Here is a 14,117-nt window from a genome sequence, read left to right as displayed (position 1 = left end):
GGGCGGGCATGGCCTATCTCGATTACGATGTCGCCCATGTGCCGGCCGGATGGCGCCGGATCCTCTATCTGAACTGGCCGCTGGTCTTCCTGCTGACGGCCATCGCCTGCATCGGCTTCCTGATGCTCTATTCCGTCGGCGGCGGGCGCGCCGATCTCTGGGCCAAGCCGCAGATCTATCGCTTTGCCGCGGGCATGGCGGCGATGTTCGCGCTGGCCTTCGTGCCGATGTGGTTCTGGCGCGGGGTGTCGGTCTTCGCCTATGTGATCTGCCTGCTGCTGCTGGTCGCGGTCGAACTCTTCGGCGATATCGGCATGGGCGCGCAGCGCTGGATTGAACTGGGGCCGATCCGCCTGCAGCCGTCGGAACTGATGAAGATCGCGCTGGTCCTGATCCTCGCCGCCTATTACGCATGGCTGCCCCTGCACCGGACCTCGCGCCCGCTCTGGGTGCTGATCCCGGTGGCGCTGATCCTTATGCCGACGGCGCTGGTGCTGAAACAGCCCGACCTCGGCACCTCGATCATGCTGATGGCAGGGGGCGGCATCGTGATGTTCGCGGCGGGCGTGTCGCTGTGGTATTTCGGCGCGGTGATCGCGGCCGTGGTCGGGCTGGTCTGGGCGGTTCTGGAAAGCCGCGGCACCGACTGGCAGCTTCTGAAGGACTATCAGTACCGCCGCATCGACACCTTCCTCGACCCCTCGGTCGATCCGCTGGGGGCGGGCTACAACATCACCCAGGCGCAGATCGCGCTCGGCTCGGGCGGCTGGTCGGGCAGGGGGTTCATGCAGGGCACCCAGTCGCGGCTGAACTTCCTGCCCGAGAAGCAGACCGATTTCATCTTCACCGTCCTGGCCGAGGAATTCGGCTTCATCGGGGCCTTCTCGCTGCTGGTGCTCTACACGCTGGTCATCGGCTTCTGCCTCTATTCCGCGCTCAGCAACCGCGACCGTTTCGGGGCGCTGCTGACCCTCGGCATCAGCGGCACCTTCTTCGTCTATTTCGCCATCAACATGGGCATGGTGATGGGACTGCTGCCGGTGGTCGGCTCGCCCCTGCCGCTGGTCAGCTATGGCGGTACCGCGATGATGATCCTGCTGATGGGCTTCGGCATGGTCCAGTCCGCCCATGTCCACCGCCCGAGATAGCGCCATGAAGGTCCTGTTCGCCGCCCCCGCCGCCCACTGGCCCCGCTGGTCCCCGGCACTTCTGGCGGCCTGCCCCGAGATGGATCTGGCCCGCGACGGCGATCCGGACGGGTTCGACGCGATCATCTATGCGCCGGGCGGCGAGATCGAGGATCTGTCCCCCTATCGCAACGCCCGCCTGGTCCAGAGCCTCTGGGCCGGGGTGGAACGCATCGTCGCCAACCCGACCCTGACCCGGCCGCTGGCGCGCATGGTCGATCCGGGCCTTGCCCAGGGCATGGCCGAGTTCTGTACCGGCTGGGCGATGCGCGCCCATCTGGGCATGGACCGCTATCTGCAGGACGGCATCTGGCGCAACGACCTGACCCCGCCGCTGGCCTCCGGCCGCCGGGTGACGATCCTCGGCATGGGCGAGTTGGGCCGCGCCACCGCCGCCATGCTGGGCGCGATCGGCTTCGCGCTGACCGGCTGGAGCGCGTCCGGCCGCCCCGCCGATGGCGTCGAGATGCTGGGCGCGCGAGATCTGGACCGGGCGCTTCAGCGCGCCGAGATCCTGATCTGCCTGCTGCCCGATACGCCCGCGACCCGCAGCCTTCTGGATGCCCGGCGCCTCGCCCGCCTGCCGAAAGGCGCCTGGATCGTCAATCCGGGCCGCGGTACGCTGATCGATGACGATGCGCTTCTGGCCGCGCTCGACCGCGGCCATCTGGGCCATGCCGTCCTCGATGTCTTCCGCACCGAGCCGCTGCCCCCGGACCACCCGTTCTGGGCGCATCCGGGCATCACCGTCACCCCGCATATCGCCGCCGAAACCCGCCCCGAAACCGCCGCCCCGGTCGTGGCCGAAAACCTGCGCCGCGCCATGTCGGGCCGGCCGGTCCTGCATCTCGTTGATCGCGCGAAGGGATATTGAGGCCCTTCTTCTTCACTCAAATATCCCGGGGGGAGTCCGCAGGACGGGGGGCAGCGCCCCCCTTCTGCCCATCGGCGCCGGGGGTGGCGGTGGTGACGATCTCGGCGCGCGCGCGGACCCGCGCGATCCGTTCGGCCATCTTCTTCTCGCGGCGGCGCTGATAGGCGCGGAAGACCGGCACGGTCAGGTAATGGGCGGCGATGCTGACGGCCAGGCCGATGATCACGCCGCCGACCATGTAGGGCCAGTAGATCTGCTCGAAGAACTCGTGGAACCGTCCCCAATGCGCGCGCTCCGAGGACAGGACCGTGCGCAGGTTCTGCCACAGCTCGACACCGGCGAGGGTGATTTCGCTCAGGATCCGCTGCGGTTCCAGATCGCCGGGCAGTCCGAGGATCTCGCGCCCGAGCCCGACGCAGATCACGGCGATGAAGGGAAACGTGACCGGATTGCCGACGAAGGTCGCCAGCAGCGCGGCCAGGATATTGCCGCCGATCAGCCAGGCGACGCCGGCGGCGGACAGGAAATGGAACCCGAAAAGCGGCGTGAAGGACACGAAGACCCCTGCCGCCACGCCGCGCCCGATCCGGTGCGGCTGGTCGGGCAGGCGGCGCAGCCGGTGCCAGACATAGGTCGCCGCCCGCCGCCAGCCGCCGCGCGGATAGATCATGTCGCTGGCCATCTGCCCATAGCTGCGGGGCTTGCGCCGCTTGAACACTTCGTCACCCGTTCCCTTGCAGACCCGGCCGGATCGCGGCTTACGGTTTCAGCGCCGGGTCGCGGACCCGCCAGACCTGCGCCACATCGCTTTCCGCTTCCAGCGCGGTCAGCAGGTTGTGCAGATGCTCGTGGTCTCGCAACTCGACCTCGACCTCGATCCGGTAGAAGTCCGGCTTGCGGTCGATGAACTCAAGGTTCGAGATATTCGCCCCCTGCGTGCCGATCAAGCCGCAGATCCGGCCCAGGACTCCGGCGTCATGCCGGATGGTCAGGCTGAGCAGGGTCGAATAGACCGCAGGATGCCGCCCGTCGCGCCATTGCAGATCGACCCAGCGGTCGGGGCTGTCCTCGAACTCGGCCAGCACCGGGCAGTCGATCGCGTGGATGACCACGCCGCGTCCGCGATAGGTGATGCCGACGATCCGCTCGCCGGGCAGCGGGTTGCAGCAGGGCGCGCGCTGGAAATTCGCATCCGCCTCCAGTCCGGCAAAGGGGCGCTTGCCGTCGATCTCGTCCTGCGGGGCGTTGGCCAGTTCCGGATAGAGCGCCTCCAGCACCTCCTTGGCGGAATGTTCGGCGCTGCCGATCCGGGCCAGCAACTCCTCGGCGCCCTCCAGCCCCATCTGCTTGGCGGCGGTGCGCAAGGCCTTGTCGGTGGGCTTGCGCCCGACATGCTCGAAACTCACCCGGACCAGTTCGCGTCCCAGCCGCACGAAGCGGTCGCGGTCATCCTCGCGCAGGGATCGCCGGATCGCCGCCTTGGCGCGGCCGGTCACCACGATGTCCAGCCAGGTCGCCTGCGGCCGCTGCCCCGAGGCGGCGATGACATCGACCGCCTGGCCATTCTTCAGCCGCGTCCACAGCGGTACCCGGATTCCGTCCACCTTGGCGCCGACGCAGGAATTGCCCAGCCTCGTATGGATCGCATAGGCGAAATCGATCGGCGTCGCGCCCTTCGGCAACTGGATCACGTCCCCCTTCGGCGTGAAACAGAACACCTGATCCTGATACATCTCCATCTTCACATGTTCGAGGAACTCGTTGTGATCGGCATCCTCGAAGCGGTCGGTCAGGCTGTCGATCCAGGCGGCGGGATCAACAGCGAAGGGGTTCTTGGTCCGCACGCCGTCGCGGTAGGCCCAATGCGCGGCGACGCCGGCCTCGGCCACCTCGTGCATCTGGCGGGTGCGGATCTGCACTTCGACCCGCTTGCCGTCGCGCCCCGAGACGGTGGTATGGATCGAGCGGTAGCCGTTCGATTTCGGCTGGCTGATGTAGTCCTTGAAGCGGCCCGGCACCGCCCGCCAGCGGTGATGGATCACGCCAAGCGCGCGATAGCAGTCCATTTCGCTGCGGGTGATGATGCGAAACCCGTAGATGTCGGACAGGCGCGAGAAGGCCAGCTGCTTTTCCTGCATCTTCCGCCAGACCGAGAACGGCTTCTTTGCCCGCCCGAACACGGTGGCCTCGATGCCTTCCTTGTCCAGTTCGTTGCGGATATCGGCGGTGATCTGGCCGATGATGTCGCCCGATTCCTTCTGCAGGCTGACGAAGCGGCGGATGATCGAGTTGCGGGCCTCGGGATTGATGACCTTGAAGGCCAGATCCTCCAGTTCTTCGCGCATCCACTGCATGCCCATGCGCCCGGCCAGCGGGGCATAGATTTCCATCGTCTCGCGCGCCTTCTGCACCTGCTTCTCGGGTCGCATCGAGCGAATGGTGCGCATGTTGTGCAGCCGGTCGGCCAGCTTGACCAGAATGACGCGCAGGTCGCGCGACATGGCCATGAACAGCTTGCGGAAATTCTCGGCCTGCTTGGACTGAGCCGAGGATAGTTGCAGATTGGTCAGCTTGGTGACGCCATCCACAAGCTCGGCAATCTCGCTGCCGAACATCGCCTCGACCTCCTGCTTGGTCGAGCGCGTGTCCTCGACCGTGTCATGCAGCAGGGCGGTGACGATGGTGGCGTCGTCCAGCCGCATCTCGGTCAGGATGGCGGCGACAGAGACGGGATGGGTGAAATAGGGCTCGCCGGAATGGCGCATCTGCCCTTCATGCATCCGCATGCCGTATTCATAGGCATCGCGGATCAACTCGGCATTGCTGCGCGGATTGTAGTTGCGAACCAGCGCGATGAGGTCTTCGACGTCGATCATGTCCAGTCGAAGACCCCGGTCATCCACGTCTTACCGCTGGCTGGCTTCCAGCATCATGCGCAGCATCCGCTCTTCCGATTCTTCGTCGACGGGCTTGGGCCGGTCCGTCTCGGCCCCCAGCATCAGCGCAAGCGCGTCCTCTTCCGGCTCGTCGACCTCGATCTGGGTCTGGCTCGATTCGATCATCCGCTCGCGCAGGTCGTCGACCGGCTGGGTTTCCTCGGCGATCTCGCGCAGGGCGACGACCGGATTCTTGTCGTTGTCGCGGTCCACGGTGGGCGCGCTGCCGGTGGCGATCTCGCGGGCGCGATGCGAGGCCAGCATCACCAGATCAAAGCGGTTGGGAACCTTGTCGACGCAGTCTTCAACCGTTACGCGGGCCATGTCTCACCTGTGCAATTTCGAATCGGATATCCGGGCGGAGACGGATAACTGATGGTCCTTGCGCCGAATGTCAAGGAAAACCGGGCCCGTCATCCCCGGACCGTGGCCGCATTCCGGCCAATCCCGCGGGGCCCAGGCGATCCAGCATCTCTGCCACGCTTTGCCCGATCAGCGGATGGCGCCAGCCGGGCGCGATCTCGGCCAGCGGCCCCAGCACGAAGCCCCGGTCCTGCAGGCGCGGATGCGGCAGGATCAACTGTCCGGGCGCCTCGTTCCGCTGCTGCCCGGGGGGCAGGTCGATCCAGCGGCGCAGGGTGGCGGCATCGGGCAGCACCAGATCATCCAGCGCGATCAGGTCCAGATCCAGAACGCGTACCGACCACCGTCCGGTGCTGCGGTCGCGCCCGAATTCCGCCTCGATCGCATGCAGCCGCTCCAGCAATGCCCCGGCGGTCAGCGTGGTGGCGATCCGGGCGGCGGCATTGGCGAAGTCGGGTCCCGATCCGGGCGGAAAGGCCGGCGTTCGCCATATCCTGCTTATCGCGGTTATTGAAATATCCGGGGCGCCGTGCAGAATGCCCCACGCTGATCGCAACGTCTCACTCGCGTGGCGGTCGGCTGAGGGCAGGTTCGCGCCAAGACTGACAAGACCGAAAGACAACTGAGGCATGACCCCCTGACCGTATTTGCTAACCGAAACCGGGCTTGCCGTCCGACCCCGCACCAGGGTCCTGGCCCGGACGATCACCACTTAAGTCTGATTGAAGGCAACACAAATGTTTTACAAGGACGACCGATTGGCGATGTTCATTGACGGCGCCAATCTTTACGCTGCGGCCAAGTCGTTGGGGTTCGACGTCGATTACAAGCTGCTGCGCCAGGAATTCGACCGCCGGGGCAAGCTTGTGCGCGCCTATTACTACACCGCGCTGATGGATGGCGAGGAGTATTCTCCGATCCGCCCGCTTGTCGACTGGCTGCACTACAACGGCTATTGCGTGGTGACCAAGCCGGCCAAGGAATATACCGACTCGATGGGCCGGCGGAAGGTCAAGGGCAACATGGATATCGAACTGGCTGTCAACGCGCTGGAACTGGCGCCGCGGCTGGACCATGCGGTGCTGTTCTCGGGCGATGGCGATTTCCGGCCGCTGGTCGAGGCGCTGCAACGTCAGGGCGTGCGCGTCTCGGTGGTCTCGACCATCCGTTCGCAGCCGCCGATGATCGCCGATGACCTGCGTCGCCAGGCCGACAATTTCATCGAGCTTGATGCCCTGCGCGATATCATCGGCCGCCCCCCGCGCGAGCCGCAGGACGAGACCTGAGCACGCCGGCCGAGGGGCGCTGGGTCGCGCTGGCGCTGATCGGTGCCGGCGTGATCGGGGCCATGACCTGCTGGTTCTCGGCCACCGCGATCCTGCCCGAACTGATCCGCGACTGGGGGCTGACGCCCGCGCAGGCGGGCTGGCTGACCAATGCCGTGCAGATCGGCTTTGTGCTGGGGGCGCTGGCCGCCTCGCTGGTGAACCTGCCCGACATCATGCGCCTGACCCGACTGATCGCTGGGTCGGCGCTGCTGACCGCGCTGGCCAATGCCGCCCTGCTGCTTGAGCCGGGATTCGCCGGCGCCATTGCCGCGCGCTTCGTCACCGGTGCGGCGCTGGCCGGGCTTTACCCGCCGGCGATGAAACTGATGGCGACCTGGTTCGTGCGCGGGCGCGGCTTCGCCCTGGGCCTGCTGGTGGGTGGGCTGACGCTGGGGTCCTCGATGCCGCATCTGTTCCGCGCGCTTGGCGGCGGGCTTGACTGGCGGGTGGTGGTGATCGCCTCGACGCTGGCGACGCTGACCTCGGCGCTGATCTTCGGCCTGCTGGTGCGCGAGGGCCCGCACGCATTTGGCCGCGCCACCTTCGATCCGCGGCAGGCGCTGGCGGTGCTGCGCAACCGCCCGGTGCTGCTGGCCAATATCGGCTATTTCGGCCATATGTGGGAACTTTACGCGATGTGGGCCTGGTTTCTGGCCTTCGCCACGGCGGCCGGGCAGGGCGGGGTGATGCCCTTCGGCTCGCCCTCGATGTTCGCCTTCGTCGCGGTCGGATCGGGTGTTGCCGGCTGCATCGGCGGTGGCCTGCTCAGCGACCGGATCGGCCGCTGCCTGACAACGGCGGGGATGATGGCGGTGTCGGGGGCCTGCGCCGCGCTGATCGGCTTTGCCTTCGACGGGCCGGAATGGCTTCTGGCGCTGATCGCGGTGATCTGGGGCGTCTCGATCATCGGTGACAGCGCACAGTTCTCGGCCTCGGTGACCGAACTTGCCGACCAGCGCCTGATCGGCACCGCCCTGACCCTGCAGGTCAGCATCGGCTTTGCGCTGACCGTTCTGGCGATCTGGCTGATGCCGCAGATCGCCGGGCTGCTGGGCGGCTGGCAATGGACCTTCCTCGCCCTGTTGCCCGGCCCGGCGGTGGGCGCTTGGGCCATGCTGCGCCTGCGCCGGATGCCCGAGGCCGCGTTGCTGGCCGGCGGCAGGCGCTGACCTTCCCCGGTCCCGCCGCCCTTTCGCAAGCCAAACCCCGCCTGTGCCCGGATCACGCCGTCACGAAAGCCGGAACGTTCTTGTCCGGCATGGCAAATTGTACAACCATAATGACCAGGGGGAAACCGGACGACCCCCCGAAATACGTGTTCAGGAGGAGTATATGATGACCCGCAATCTCACAGCCCTCTGTGCGACGCCACTGCTCGTCTGTGGTCTCTCATTGCCGGCCATGGCGCAGGAGAGCCCCGCCGCCGCCGATCTGGCCGCGCTGGTCGCCCGGTATTCCGGGGCCGAGTTCGACAGTTTCGACGCGTTTCTGGACGCGGTTCAGGAACAGGGGGTGGCCGGCGTCGCCGAGGCCCGGACAGCGGTCGAGGCCGGCACCCACGGGCCCGATCAGTTGAAACTGCTGGCCCGGATGCTGGGCGTCTATAACCGCGTGGTCAATGAGGATGATGCCCTGCAACTTCTGGCGGAACTTGTCGCCATCGAAAGCCATCAGAGCGCGGACTACCCCGAGCAGCACGAGAACCCGGCCTTCATCGCCATGGGTGAGAAGATCGGCGCCACCGCCGCGGCCTTCGGCCTGAATCTCCGCAATGTCGATGGCCGCATCTTCGAGGTCACTTTGGACGGCCCCTCGGAGGACGTGTTCGGCATCCTGACCCATTCCGATGTGGTCCCCGTCCTCAGCCGTGAATGGCAGACCGAGGGCGGGGCCACCATCGACCCCTTCCAGATGACCGTCGAGGGCAATCGCATCTACGGGCGCGGCACGCTTGACGACAAGGGTTCGATCGCCACCGGCCTTTACGCGATGAAGGCGATCCGGGACAGCGGGCTGCCCTTGGGCCGCGACATCCGCCTGATGATCGAGACGACCGAGGAAATCGGCGGCTCGGCGATGGAATATTATCTCGAACAGCAACCCGCGCCCGACTACAACATCGTGCTGGACAGCCGCTATCCGGCGGTCACCGCCGAGAAGGGGCCGGGCACGATCTCGGCGCGGTTCCCGGTGGTCGAGGCGTTCGGCGCGCTGGTGATCACCGGCCTCACGGGATCTGCGGCGGCAAACCAGATCCCCGAAACCGCCATCGCCGAGATCAGCGCCGACGACGCGGCAGGGGTGGCCAGGCAGCTAAACGACGCCGCGCCCGCCTTCATCGCGGCGAATGGCGGCGATTTCAGCATCGGTGCCGAAGCCGGCGACGGTCTGGTGACACTGACCGTCACCGGGGTCTCGGCCCATGCCTCGCAACCCGAAACCGGCGTCAACCCGGTGCCACGCCTGGCGGCCTTTCTGCTGCAAAGCGGCCTTGAGCCCGCCGACAACCATTACCTTCAGGCGATCCGGTATATCGACGGCGCTTACGGCCTCGACTATCTGGCCGGAGGACTGGGGGTCGGCTACGCCGATGATTTCATGGGGCCTCTGACCGTCTCGCCGACCTATTTCAACGAGGCTGACGGCGTCCTGACCATGGCCGTCAACCTGCGTGCGCCGCGCCATGCCGACAAGGATTTCGAGGCGGTGCAGGCCGATATCCAGACCGCACTGGAGGCGTGGAAGGGCAGCAGCGGCTCGCCCGCCGAGATCGAGGTCAGCCTGCGCAACTGGATGTATCGCGACCCCGAAGGCGCGTGGCTGTCGCTGTTGCTGGAGATCTTCGGCGAAACGACCGGCCTGCCCTCCGAGCCGACATCGACCGCCGGCAGCACCACCGCGAAGCTGCTGCCCAACGCGGTCAATTTCGGGCCGAACATGCCGGGCGACAAGTATCTGGGCCATACGCGGGGCGAGTTCAAACGCCTCGACGCCTTCCAGTTTGACCTGCAGATGTTCACCGAGATGATGGCCCGGATGAGCAATCTGGACTCGCTGGAATAGCTGCGCGATCACCTTCTTCCGGCGCCGGGGCAGGAGGCTCCGGGCCGGTGGCGGGGAACCGTCAGCGGATGCTGCGTCTGGCGATCATCGCGATGGCCACCCAGACCGCCAGGCGGAGCGTCATGGCCGCCACCGTGCGGAACTCGAAGGCCCCGCCCCCAAGGACATGCAGGCCGAACAACGCAAAGACGGCGGCGATCGCGGATGCCAGCGCGATGGCCAGCCAAGGGGCCCATGATCGATCCAGAACCATCCCGATACCCGCGAGGATATAGGCAAAGCCCGACAGGAAGTTGAACCACAGCACGAAGGGCACGAAGTTTCCGGCCGCGGCTTGCGCCGCGCCGCCGCCGAACAGCACCTGCCCGCCCGACAGAAGGGTCATTGCGCCGAACAGCACGGCAGCGCCGGCTGCGATCCTGACCGACAGACTTCCCCTGCAAGGCGTATTCATGCCTGACCTCCCGCGTCACGCCCCGGATAGGCGACGCCGCCCGGCGCCTTACAGAACGTAGCGCGACAGGTCGGTCGAACGCGCCAGATCGCCCAGATGCCGGTCCACGAAGGCCGCATCGACGCTGACCGTTTCGCCGTCCTTGTCGGGGGCGGTGAAGGACAGATCCTCGAACACCCGCTCGATGACGGTATAGAGCCTGCGCGCGCCGATATTCTCGATCGCGGCGTTCACCTCGGCCGCGATCCGGGCCAGCGCCGCGATGCCATCCTCGGTAAAGCCGACGGTCACGCCCTCGGTCGCCATCAGGGCGGTATATTGCCGGGTCAGCGCGTTGTCGGTTTCGGTCAGGATGCGGATGAAATCCTCTTCGGTCAGCGCCCGCAGTTCTACCCGGATCGGCAGCCGGCCCTGAAGTTCGGGCAGAAGGTCCGAGGGCTTGGCGACATGGAAGGCGCCCGAGGCGATGAACAGGATGTGATCGGTCTTCACCGGGCCGTATTTGGTCCCGACCGTGGTGCCTTCGATCAGCGGCAGCAGATCGCGCTGCACGCCCTCGCGGCTGACATCGCCGCCGCGCACCTCCTGACGGGCAGCGACCTTGTCGATCTCGTCGATGAAGACGATGCCGTTTTCCTGCACCGCCTCCAGCGCGGCTGCCTTCACGGCGTCATCGTCCAGCAGCTTGTCGGCTTCCTCGGCGATCAGCAGTTCATAGCTTTCCGCCACCGTCACCTTGCGCCGCGTCCGGCGACCGCCAAAGGCCTTCATCAGCCCCGACAGATCCATCATGCCGCCGGCCTGCCCGCCGGACATGCCGGGCAATTCCAGCATCCCCAGAGGATTGGAATGATCCTGCAGTTCCAGCTCGATCAGGGTGTCGTCCAGCTCGCCCCGCTTGAGCTTGTCGCGGAACATGGTGCGGGTGCCGTCACGCGCACCCTCTCCGGCCAGGGCCTCGATCACCCGGTCCTCGGCCGACTGATGCGCCCGCGCCTTGACCTCTTCGCGCATCCGCTCGCGCGTGTCGATCATGGCGGCGTCGGTCAGGTCGCGGATGATCTGTTCCACATCGCGGCCGACATAGCCGACCTCGGTGAACTTGGTCGCCTCGACCTTGATGAAGGGCGCGTTGGCCAGTTTCGCCAGCCGGCGGCTGATCTCGGTCTTGCCCACCCCGGTCGGCCCGATCATCAGGATGTTCTTGGGATAGACCTCGTCGCGCAGATCGTCGGCCAGTTGCTTCCTGCGCCAGCGATTGCGCAGGGCCACGGCGACGGCGCGCTTGGCGTCTTTCTGCCCGATGATGAAGCGGTCCAGTTCGGACACGATTTCACGCGGTGTCAGGTCGGTCATCACAGGCTCCTGTCTCTCTTGCGCATCACTTAGACAGGGTGAAGGGCCGATTCAACCAAACCACCGGACAGAACGGCGCCTTCTTCGCGACCGCCGCGCGTCGGTCAGACCCATTTCGCCAGTGGCGGCAGGCTCATCAGCACGGCTTCGGCATTATGGCCGGTCTCGAGGCCGAATTTCGTGCCGCGGTCGTAGACGAGGTTGTATTCGGCATAAAGCCCACGATGGATCAGTTGCGTCTCGCGGTCGGCCTCGGTGAAGGGCAGATCCATGCGCGCCTCGACCAGGGGCAGGAAGGCGGGCAGGAAGGCCTCGCCCACGGCGCGGGTGAAGGCGAAATCGGCCTCCCAGTCGCCGCTGTTCAGGTCGTCGTAGAAGATGCCGCCGACACCGCGCGCGCGACCCCGGTGCGGGATGAAGAAATACTCGTCCGCCCAAGCCTTGAAGCGGTCATAGTCACCGCTGTCATGCAGGTCGCAGGCAGCGCGCAGCGTGGCGTGGAAATGCGCGGTATCCTCGGGATATTCGATGCAGGGGTTCAGGTCGGCGCCGCCGCCGAACCACCAGGCGCCCGGTGTCCAGAACATCCGCGTGTTCATGTGCACGGCGGGCGCAAGCGGGTTCTGCATATGCGCCACAAGGCTGATGCCCGAGGCCCAGAAGCGCGGATCGAGGTCCATGCCCGGCACCCCGCGGGCCGCCATCGCCGCCTGCGCCTTCGGGGCCAGCACGCCATGGACCTCGGACCAGTTCACACCCACCTTCTCGAAGACCCGGCCGCCGCGCATGACCGACATCAGCCCGCCGCCCCCATCCTCGCCGCGTTGCGTCGGGGTGATTTCGAAGCGACCGGCCGGGCCGTCGCCGGGGCCGCGATCCTCCAGCGCCTCGAAGGCGGCGGTGATGCGGTCGCGCAGTTCGCGGAACCAGTGGGCGGCGCGACGGCGTTGATCTTCCATGCGAACCTCAATCTTGATTTGCCAAGCCTCGTGCCGGGCCGTTAGGATTCATTGACCCGCTGTAATGAGACTGGCCATGTCCCGCAACTCTGCCCTTGTCCTGCTTGCCCTGCCGCTGGTGCTGGCGGCCTGCGGCACGCCGCAGCAACGGTGCATTCGCGACAATACGGGCGAGTATCGCGCGGTGAGCCGGCTGCTTGCCGAGGTCGAGGGCAATCTGGCACGGGGCTATGCCTGGGGCGAGCGCGCGGTGGAAAGCGACCGGCTGGTGCAATGCCGCCGCGCCTATACCGACGGCGATGGCAATGTGGTGGTCTATTACGACCCCTGTTTCGTTGATACGGTCGAGATTGTTCCCTATCGCATCCCGATCGATCCCGCCGCCGAAACCCGCAAGCGCGATTTCCTTGCCGAGCGCAGGGCCGCGCTCAGCGGGAAGGCGGCGCAGGCGGTCGAGGCCTGCAAGGCGGCCTATCCCGAGGACGAGAAGACCTGAGGCAGTGGCGGCACTACGGCGGCAGCGTTGCCACGCTTCGTGGCGCGCATCAGCCGGCAGTACCTGCCCGGCGGGTCAGGCCGATCCGTCCACACTGGCCGGAAGCTGGCCGCGCATCCGGGCATAGTCGCGATGCTTTATGAAGGGCCGGGCGGGGTGCATCGGGTTCTCTCCGCGGGCCAGGTCGGGAAAGCTGAGGATCAGCCCCATCCGCTGCGGCAGGGCCAGTGCGCGAACCGCCTGCGGCCCGGTGAAAAACGACTCCATCGCGGCGCCTTCGGCCATGATGATCTCGTGATCCGCGAAGGCGATATGGACAAGGTCGAACTCGCCCCCCAGCGGACGCAGGGCCACGCCGGGATGCCCGGACATGATCAGGTGCCGCGCCGAGATCAGGTATTCGCCGCCTTCCGAGTCGCGAACCAGGATCCGGTGCTGGGGCGAAACATCGACATCGCGACGCGGCAGGCCCTGGCCAAGCGCCCCGGCCGCGATCCGCACCGGGCGCCGGTTGGGTGCGAGGTCCAGATCGGCGGGGGTGACATGGCTTGAACTGGTCCAGACCAGCGCCTGCGCGCCATGGTCGCGGGTCAGGACCAGATCACCCGCCCGCAGGGCCTCGACCGGAACCTCGCCCGACGGGGTCGCGATCATGGTGCCGGCCAGATAGCAGATGTTCAGGTCGTCAAGTGAAGGCGCGAAATGCTTGCGGTCGAGGTCGCGCAACAGCTTGGTGAGATCCGTACCCGCCGTGTGGGAAACGGGCGAATAGAGGATTCCGGTGCGGTTGCTGCCGGTGTCGTTGGTGCTGTGAAACAGCATCGCCGGGAAGGATTCGCCGGCAACCCGCGAGTTGTGAAGTCCGGTGAAGGCCTGCCATTCGTCGGCTTCGATCAGGCCGTTGTCGTTGCTGTCGTCGATCTCCAGTGACACGGTCTGCGAGTCGGCCTGAACCTTGCCGCGGATCACCTCGGTTCGATAAAGGGTGATGCGAACAATCGGCATCTCAATAACTCCGACAACACAATAAAATCTATACAATATCGGGCCACGCAAAACCCGGAGCCTATAATAGGTTGGTTAACAGGCAGTTTCCACTAT

The 14,117-nt window shown here is 66.3% G+C and carries 14 protein-coding genes; 6 read left to right on the top strand and 8 right to left on the bottom strand.

All coding sequences use genetic code 11. The features are described 5' to 3' along the window. Positions 1-8: 8 nt before the first annotated feature. Positions 9-1,148, top strand: a complete 1,140-nt coding sequence (gene rodA / locus KNW02_RS09470; RefSeq protein ID WP_216033026.1) for a rod shape-determining protein RodA — start codon at positions 9-11, stop codon at positions 1,146-1,148. Between the two features lie 4 nt (positions 1,149-1,152). After that, entirely contained in the window at positions 1,153-2,061 is a 909-nt protein-coding gene (locus tag KNW02_RS09465; protein WP_216033025.1) for a 2-hydroxyacid dehydrogenase, read from the top strand. A gap of 16 nt (positions 2,062-2,077) precedes the next feature. Here KNW02_RS09465 and KNW02_RS09460 read toward each other — a convergent pair whose 3' ends face one another. The 4 genes from KNW02_RS09460 to folK form a co-directional block, all read right to left on the bottom strand. Continuing rightward, a complete protein-coding gene (locus KNW02_RS09460) occupies positions 2,078-2,779 on the bottom strand; it encodes a DUF2062 domain-containing protein (RefSeq protein ID WP_348524704.1) in 702 nt (233 codons plus the stop codon). A 40-nt stretch (positions 2,780-2,819) separates the two neighbouring features. Then, positions 2,820-4,937, bottom strand: a complete 2,118-nt coding sequence (locus KNW02_RS09455) for a RelA/SpoT family protein (protein WP_216033024.1) — start codon at positions 4,935-4,937, stop codon at positions 2,820-2,822. Between the two features lie 30 nt (positions 4,938-4,967). Then, positions 4,968-5,321, bottom strand: a complete 354-nt coding sequence (rpoZ, locus tag KNW02_RS09450; RefSeq protein WP_216033023.1) for a DNA-directed RNA polymerase subunit omega — start codon at positions 5,319-5,321, stop codon at positions 4,968-4,970. A gap of 70 nt (positions 5,322-5,391) precedes the next feature. Further along, positions 5,392-5,991, bottom strand: coding sequence for a 2-amino-4-hydroxy-6-hydroxymethyldihydropteridine diphosphokinase (folK, locus tag KNW02_RS09445; protein ID WP_216033022.1), 600 nt, complete (start codon positions 5,989-5,991; stop codon positions 5,392-5,394). A 106-nt stretch (positions 5,992-6,097) separates the two neighbouring features. Between folK and KNW02_RS09440 the strand changes: the two genes are divergently transcribed. The 3 genes from KNW02_RS09440 (at position 6,098) to KNW02_RS09430 (ending at position 9,751) form a co-directional block, all read left to right on the top strand. Continuing rightward, entirely contained in the window at positions 6,098-6,646 is a 549-nt protein-coding gene (locus KNW02_RS09440) for a LabA-like NYN domain-containing protein (RefSeq protein ID WP_216033021.1), read from the top strand. A gap of 50 nt (positions 6,647-6,696) precedes the next feature. Next, complete coding sequence (locus KNW02_RS09435) at positions 6,697-7,857, top strand: MFS transporter (protein WP_348524703.1); 1,161 nt, start codon at positions 6,697-6,699, stop codon at positions 7,855-7,857. A gap of 166 nt (positions 7,858-8,023) precedes the next feature. Further along, positions 8,024-9,751: a dipeptidase gene (locus KNW02_RS09430; RefSeq protein WP_216033019.1), complete on the top strand. Its 1,728-nt coding sequence runs from the start codon at positions 8,024-8,026 to the stop codon at positions 9,749-9,751. A gap of 61 nt (positions 9,752-9,812) precedes the next feature. On the opposite strand, the gene KNW02_RS09425 is transcribed toward KNW02_RS09430, so the two are convergent. From KNW02_RS09425 to hemF, 3 genes are all read right to left on the bottom strand, one after another. Continuing rightward, complete coding sequence (locus KNW02_RS09425) at positions 9,813-10,205, bottom strand: hypothetical protein (protein WP_216033018.1); 393 nt, start codon at positions 10,203-10,205, stop codon at positions 9,813-9,815. A 48-nt stretch (positions 10,206-10,253) separates the two neighbouring features. Then, the gene (gene hslU / locus KNW02_RS09420) at positions 10,254-11,561 is read right to left on the bottom strand and encodes an ATP-dependent protease ATPase subunit HslU (protein WP_216033017.1); all 1,308 of its coding nucleotides are present in this window, start codon (positions 11,559-11,561) and stop codon (positions 10,254-10,256) included. A gap of 104 nt (positions 11,562-11,665) precedes the next feature. Then, positions 11,666-12,520, bottom strand: a complete 855-nt coding sequence (gene hemF / locus KNW02_RS09415) for an oxygen-dependent coproporphyrinogen oxidase (RefSeq protein ID WP_252733624.1) — start codon at positions 12,518-12,520, stop codon at positions 11,666-11,668. Positions 12,521-12,596: 76 nt separating this feature from the next. Between hemF and KNW02_RS09410 the strand changes: the two genes are divergently transcribed. After that, on the top strand, positions 12,597-13,016 hold the full coding sequence (locus tag KNW02_RS09410) for a hypothetical protein (protein WP_216033016.1): 420 nt from the start codon (positions 12,597-12,599) through the stop codon (positions 13,014-13,016). Positions 13,017-13,091: 75 nt separating this feature from the next. Here the strand turns inward: KNW02_RS09410 and KNW02_RS09405 are convergent, their stop codons facing one another. Continuing rightward, the gene (locus KNW02_RS09405) at positions 13,092-14,021 is read right to left on the bottom strand and encodes a Hint domain-containing protein (protein ID WP_216033015.1); all 930 of its coding nucleotides are present in this window, start codon (positions 14,019-14,021) and stop codon (positions 13,092-13,094) included. Positions 14,022-14,117: the final 96 nt, after the last annotated feature.

It is taken from the genome of Paracoccus marinaquae (genome assembly GCF_018860165.1).
In the GTDB taxonomy this organism is placed as follows: domain Bacteria; phylum Pseudomonadota; class Alphaproteobacteria; order Rhodobacterales; family Rhodobacteraceae; genus Paracoccus; species Paracoccus marinaquae.
The sequence above is the reverse complement of the archived record's forward strand: the minus strand, read 5'-3'. Positions and strand labels throughout refer to the sequence as shown.

Bases quoted from the DNA above. Each gene is read 5' to 3' on its own strand.
- hemF (WP_252733624.1), bottom strand. From the start codon at position 12,520: ATGGAAGATCAACGCCGTCGCGCCGCCCACTGGTTCCGCGAACTGCGC.
- hslU (WP_216033017.1), bottom strand. From the start codon at position 11,561: ATGACCGACCTGACACCGCGTGAAATCGTGTCCGAACTGGACCGCTTC.
- folK (WP_216033022.1), bottom strand. From the start codon at position 5,991: ATGCCTCAGTTGTCTTTCGGTCTTGTCAGTCTTGGCGCGAACCTGCCC.
- rodA (WP_216033026.1), top strand. From the start codon at position 9: ATGGCCTATCTCGATTACGATGTCGCCCATGTGCCGGCCGGATGGCGC.
- KNW02_RS09405 (WP_216033015.1), bottom strand. From the start codon at position 14,021: ATGCCGATTGTTCGCATCACCCTTTATCGAACCGAGGTGATCCGCGGC.
- KNW02_RS09410 (WP_216033016.1), top strand. From the start codon at position 12,597: ATGTCCCGCAACTCTGCCCTTGTCCTGCTTGCCCTGCCGCTGGTGCTG.
- KNW02_RS09425 (WP_216033018.1), bottom strand. From the start codon at position 10,205: ATGAATACGCCTTGCAGGGGAAGTCTGTCGGTCAGGATCGCAGCCGGC.
- KNW02_RS09455 (WP_216033024.1), bottom strand. From the start codon at position 4,937: ATGATCGACGTCGAAGACCTCATCGCGCTGGTTCGCAACTACAATCCG.
- KNW02_RS09440 (WP_216033021.1), top strand. From the start codon at position 6,098: ATGTTTTACAAGGACGACCGATTGGCGATGTTCATTGACGGCGCCAAT.
- rpoZ (WP_216033023.1), bottom strand. From the start codon at position 5,321: ATGGCCCGCGTAACGGTTGAAGACTGCGTCGACAAGGTTCCCAACCGC.
- KNW02_RS09430 (WP_216033019.1), top strand. From the start codon at position 8,024: ATGACCCGCAATCTCACAGCCCTCTGTGCGACGCCACTGCTCGTCTGT.
- KNW02_RS09465 (WP_216033025.1), top strand. From the start codon at position 1,153: ATGAAGGTCCTGTTCGCCGCCCCCGCCGCCCACTGGCCCCGCTGGTCC.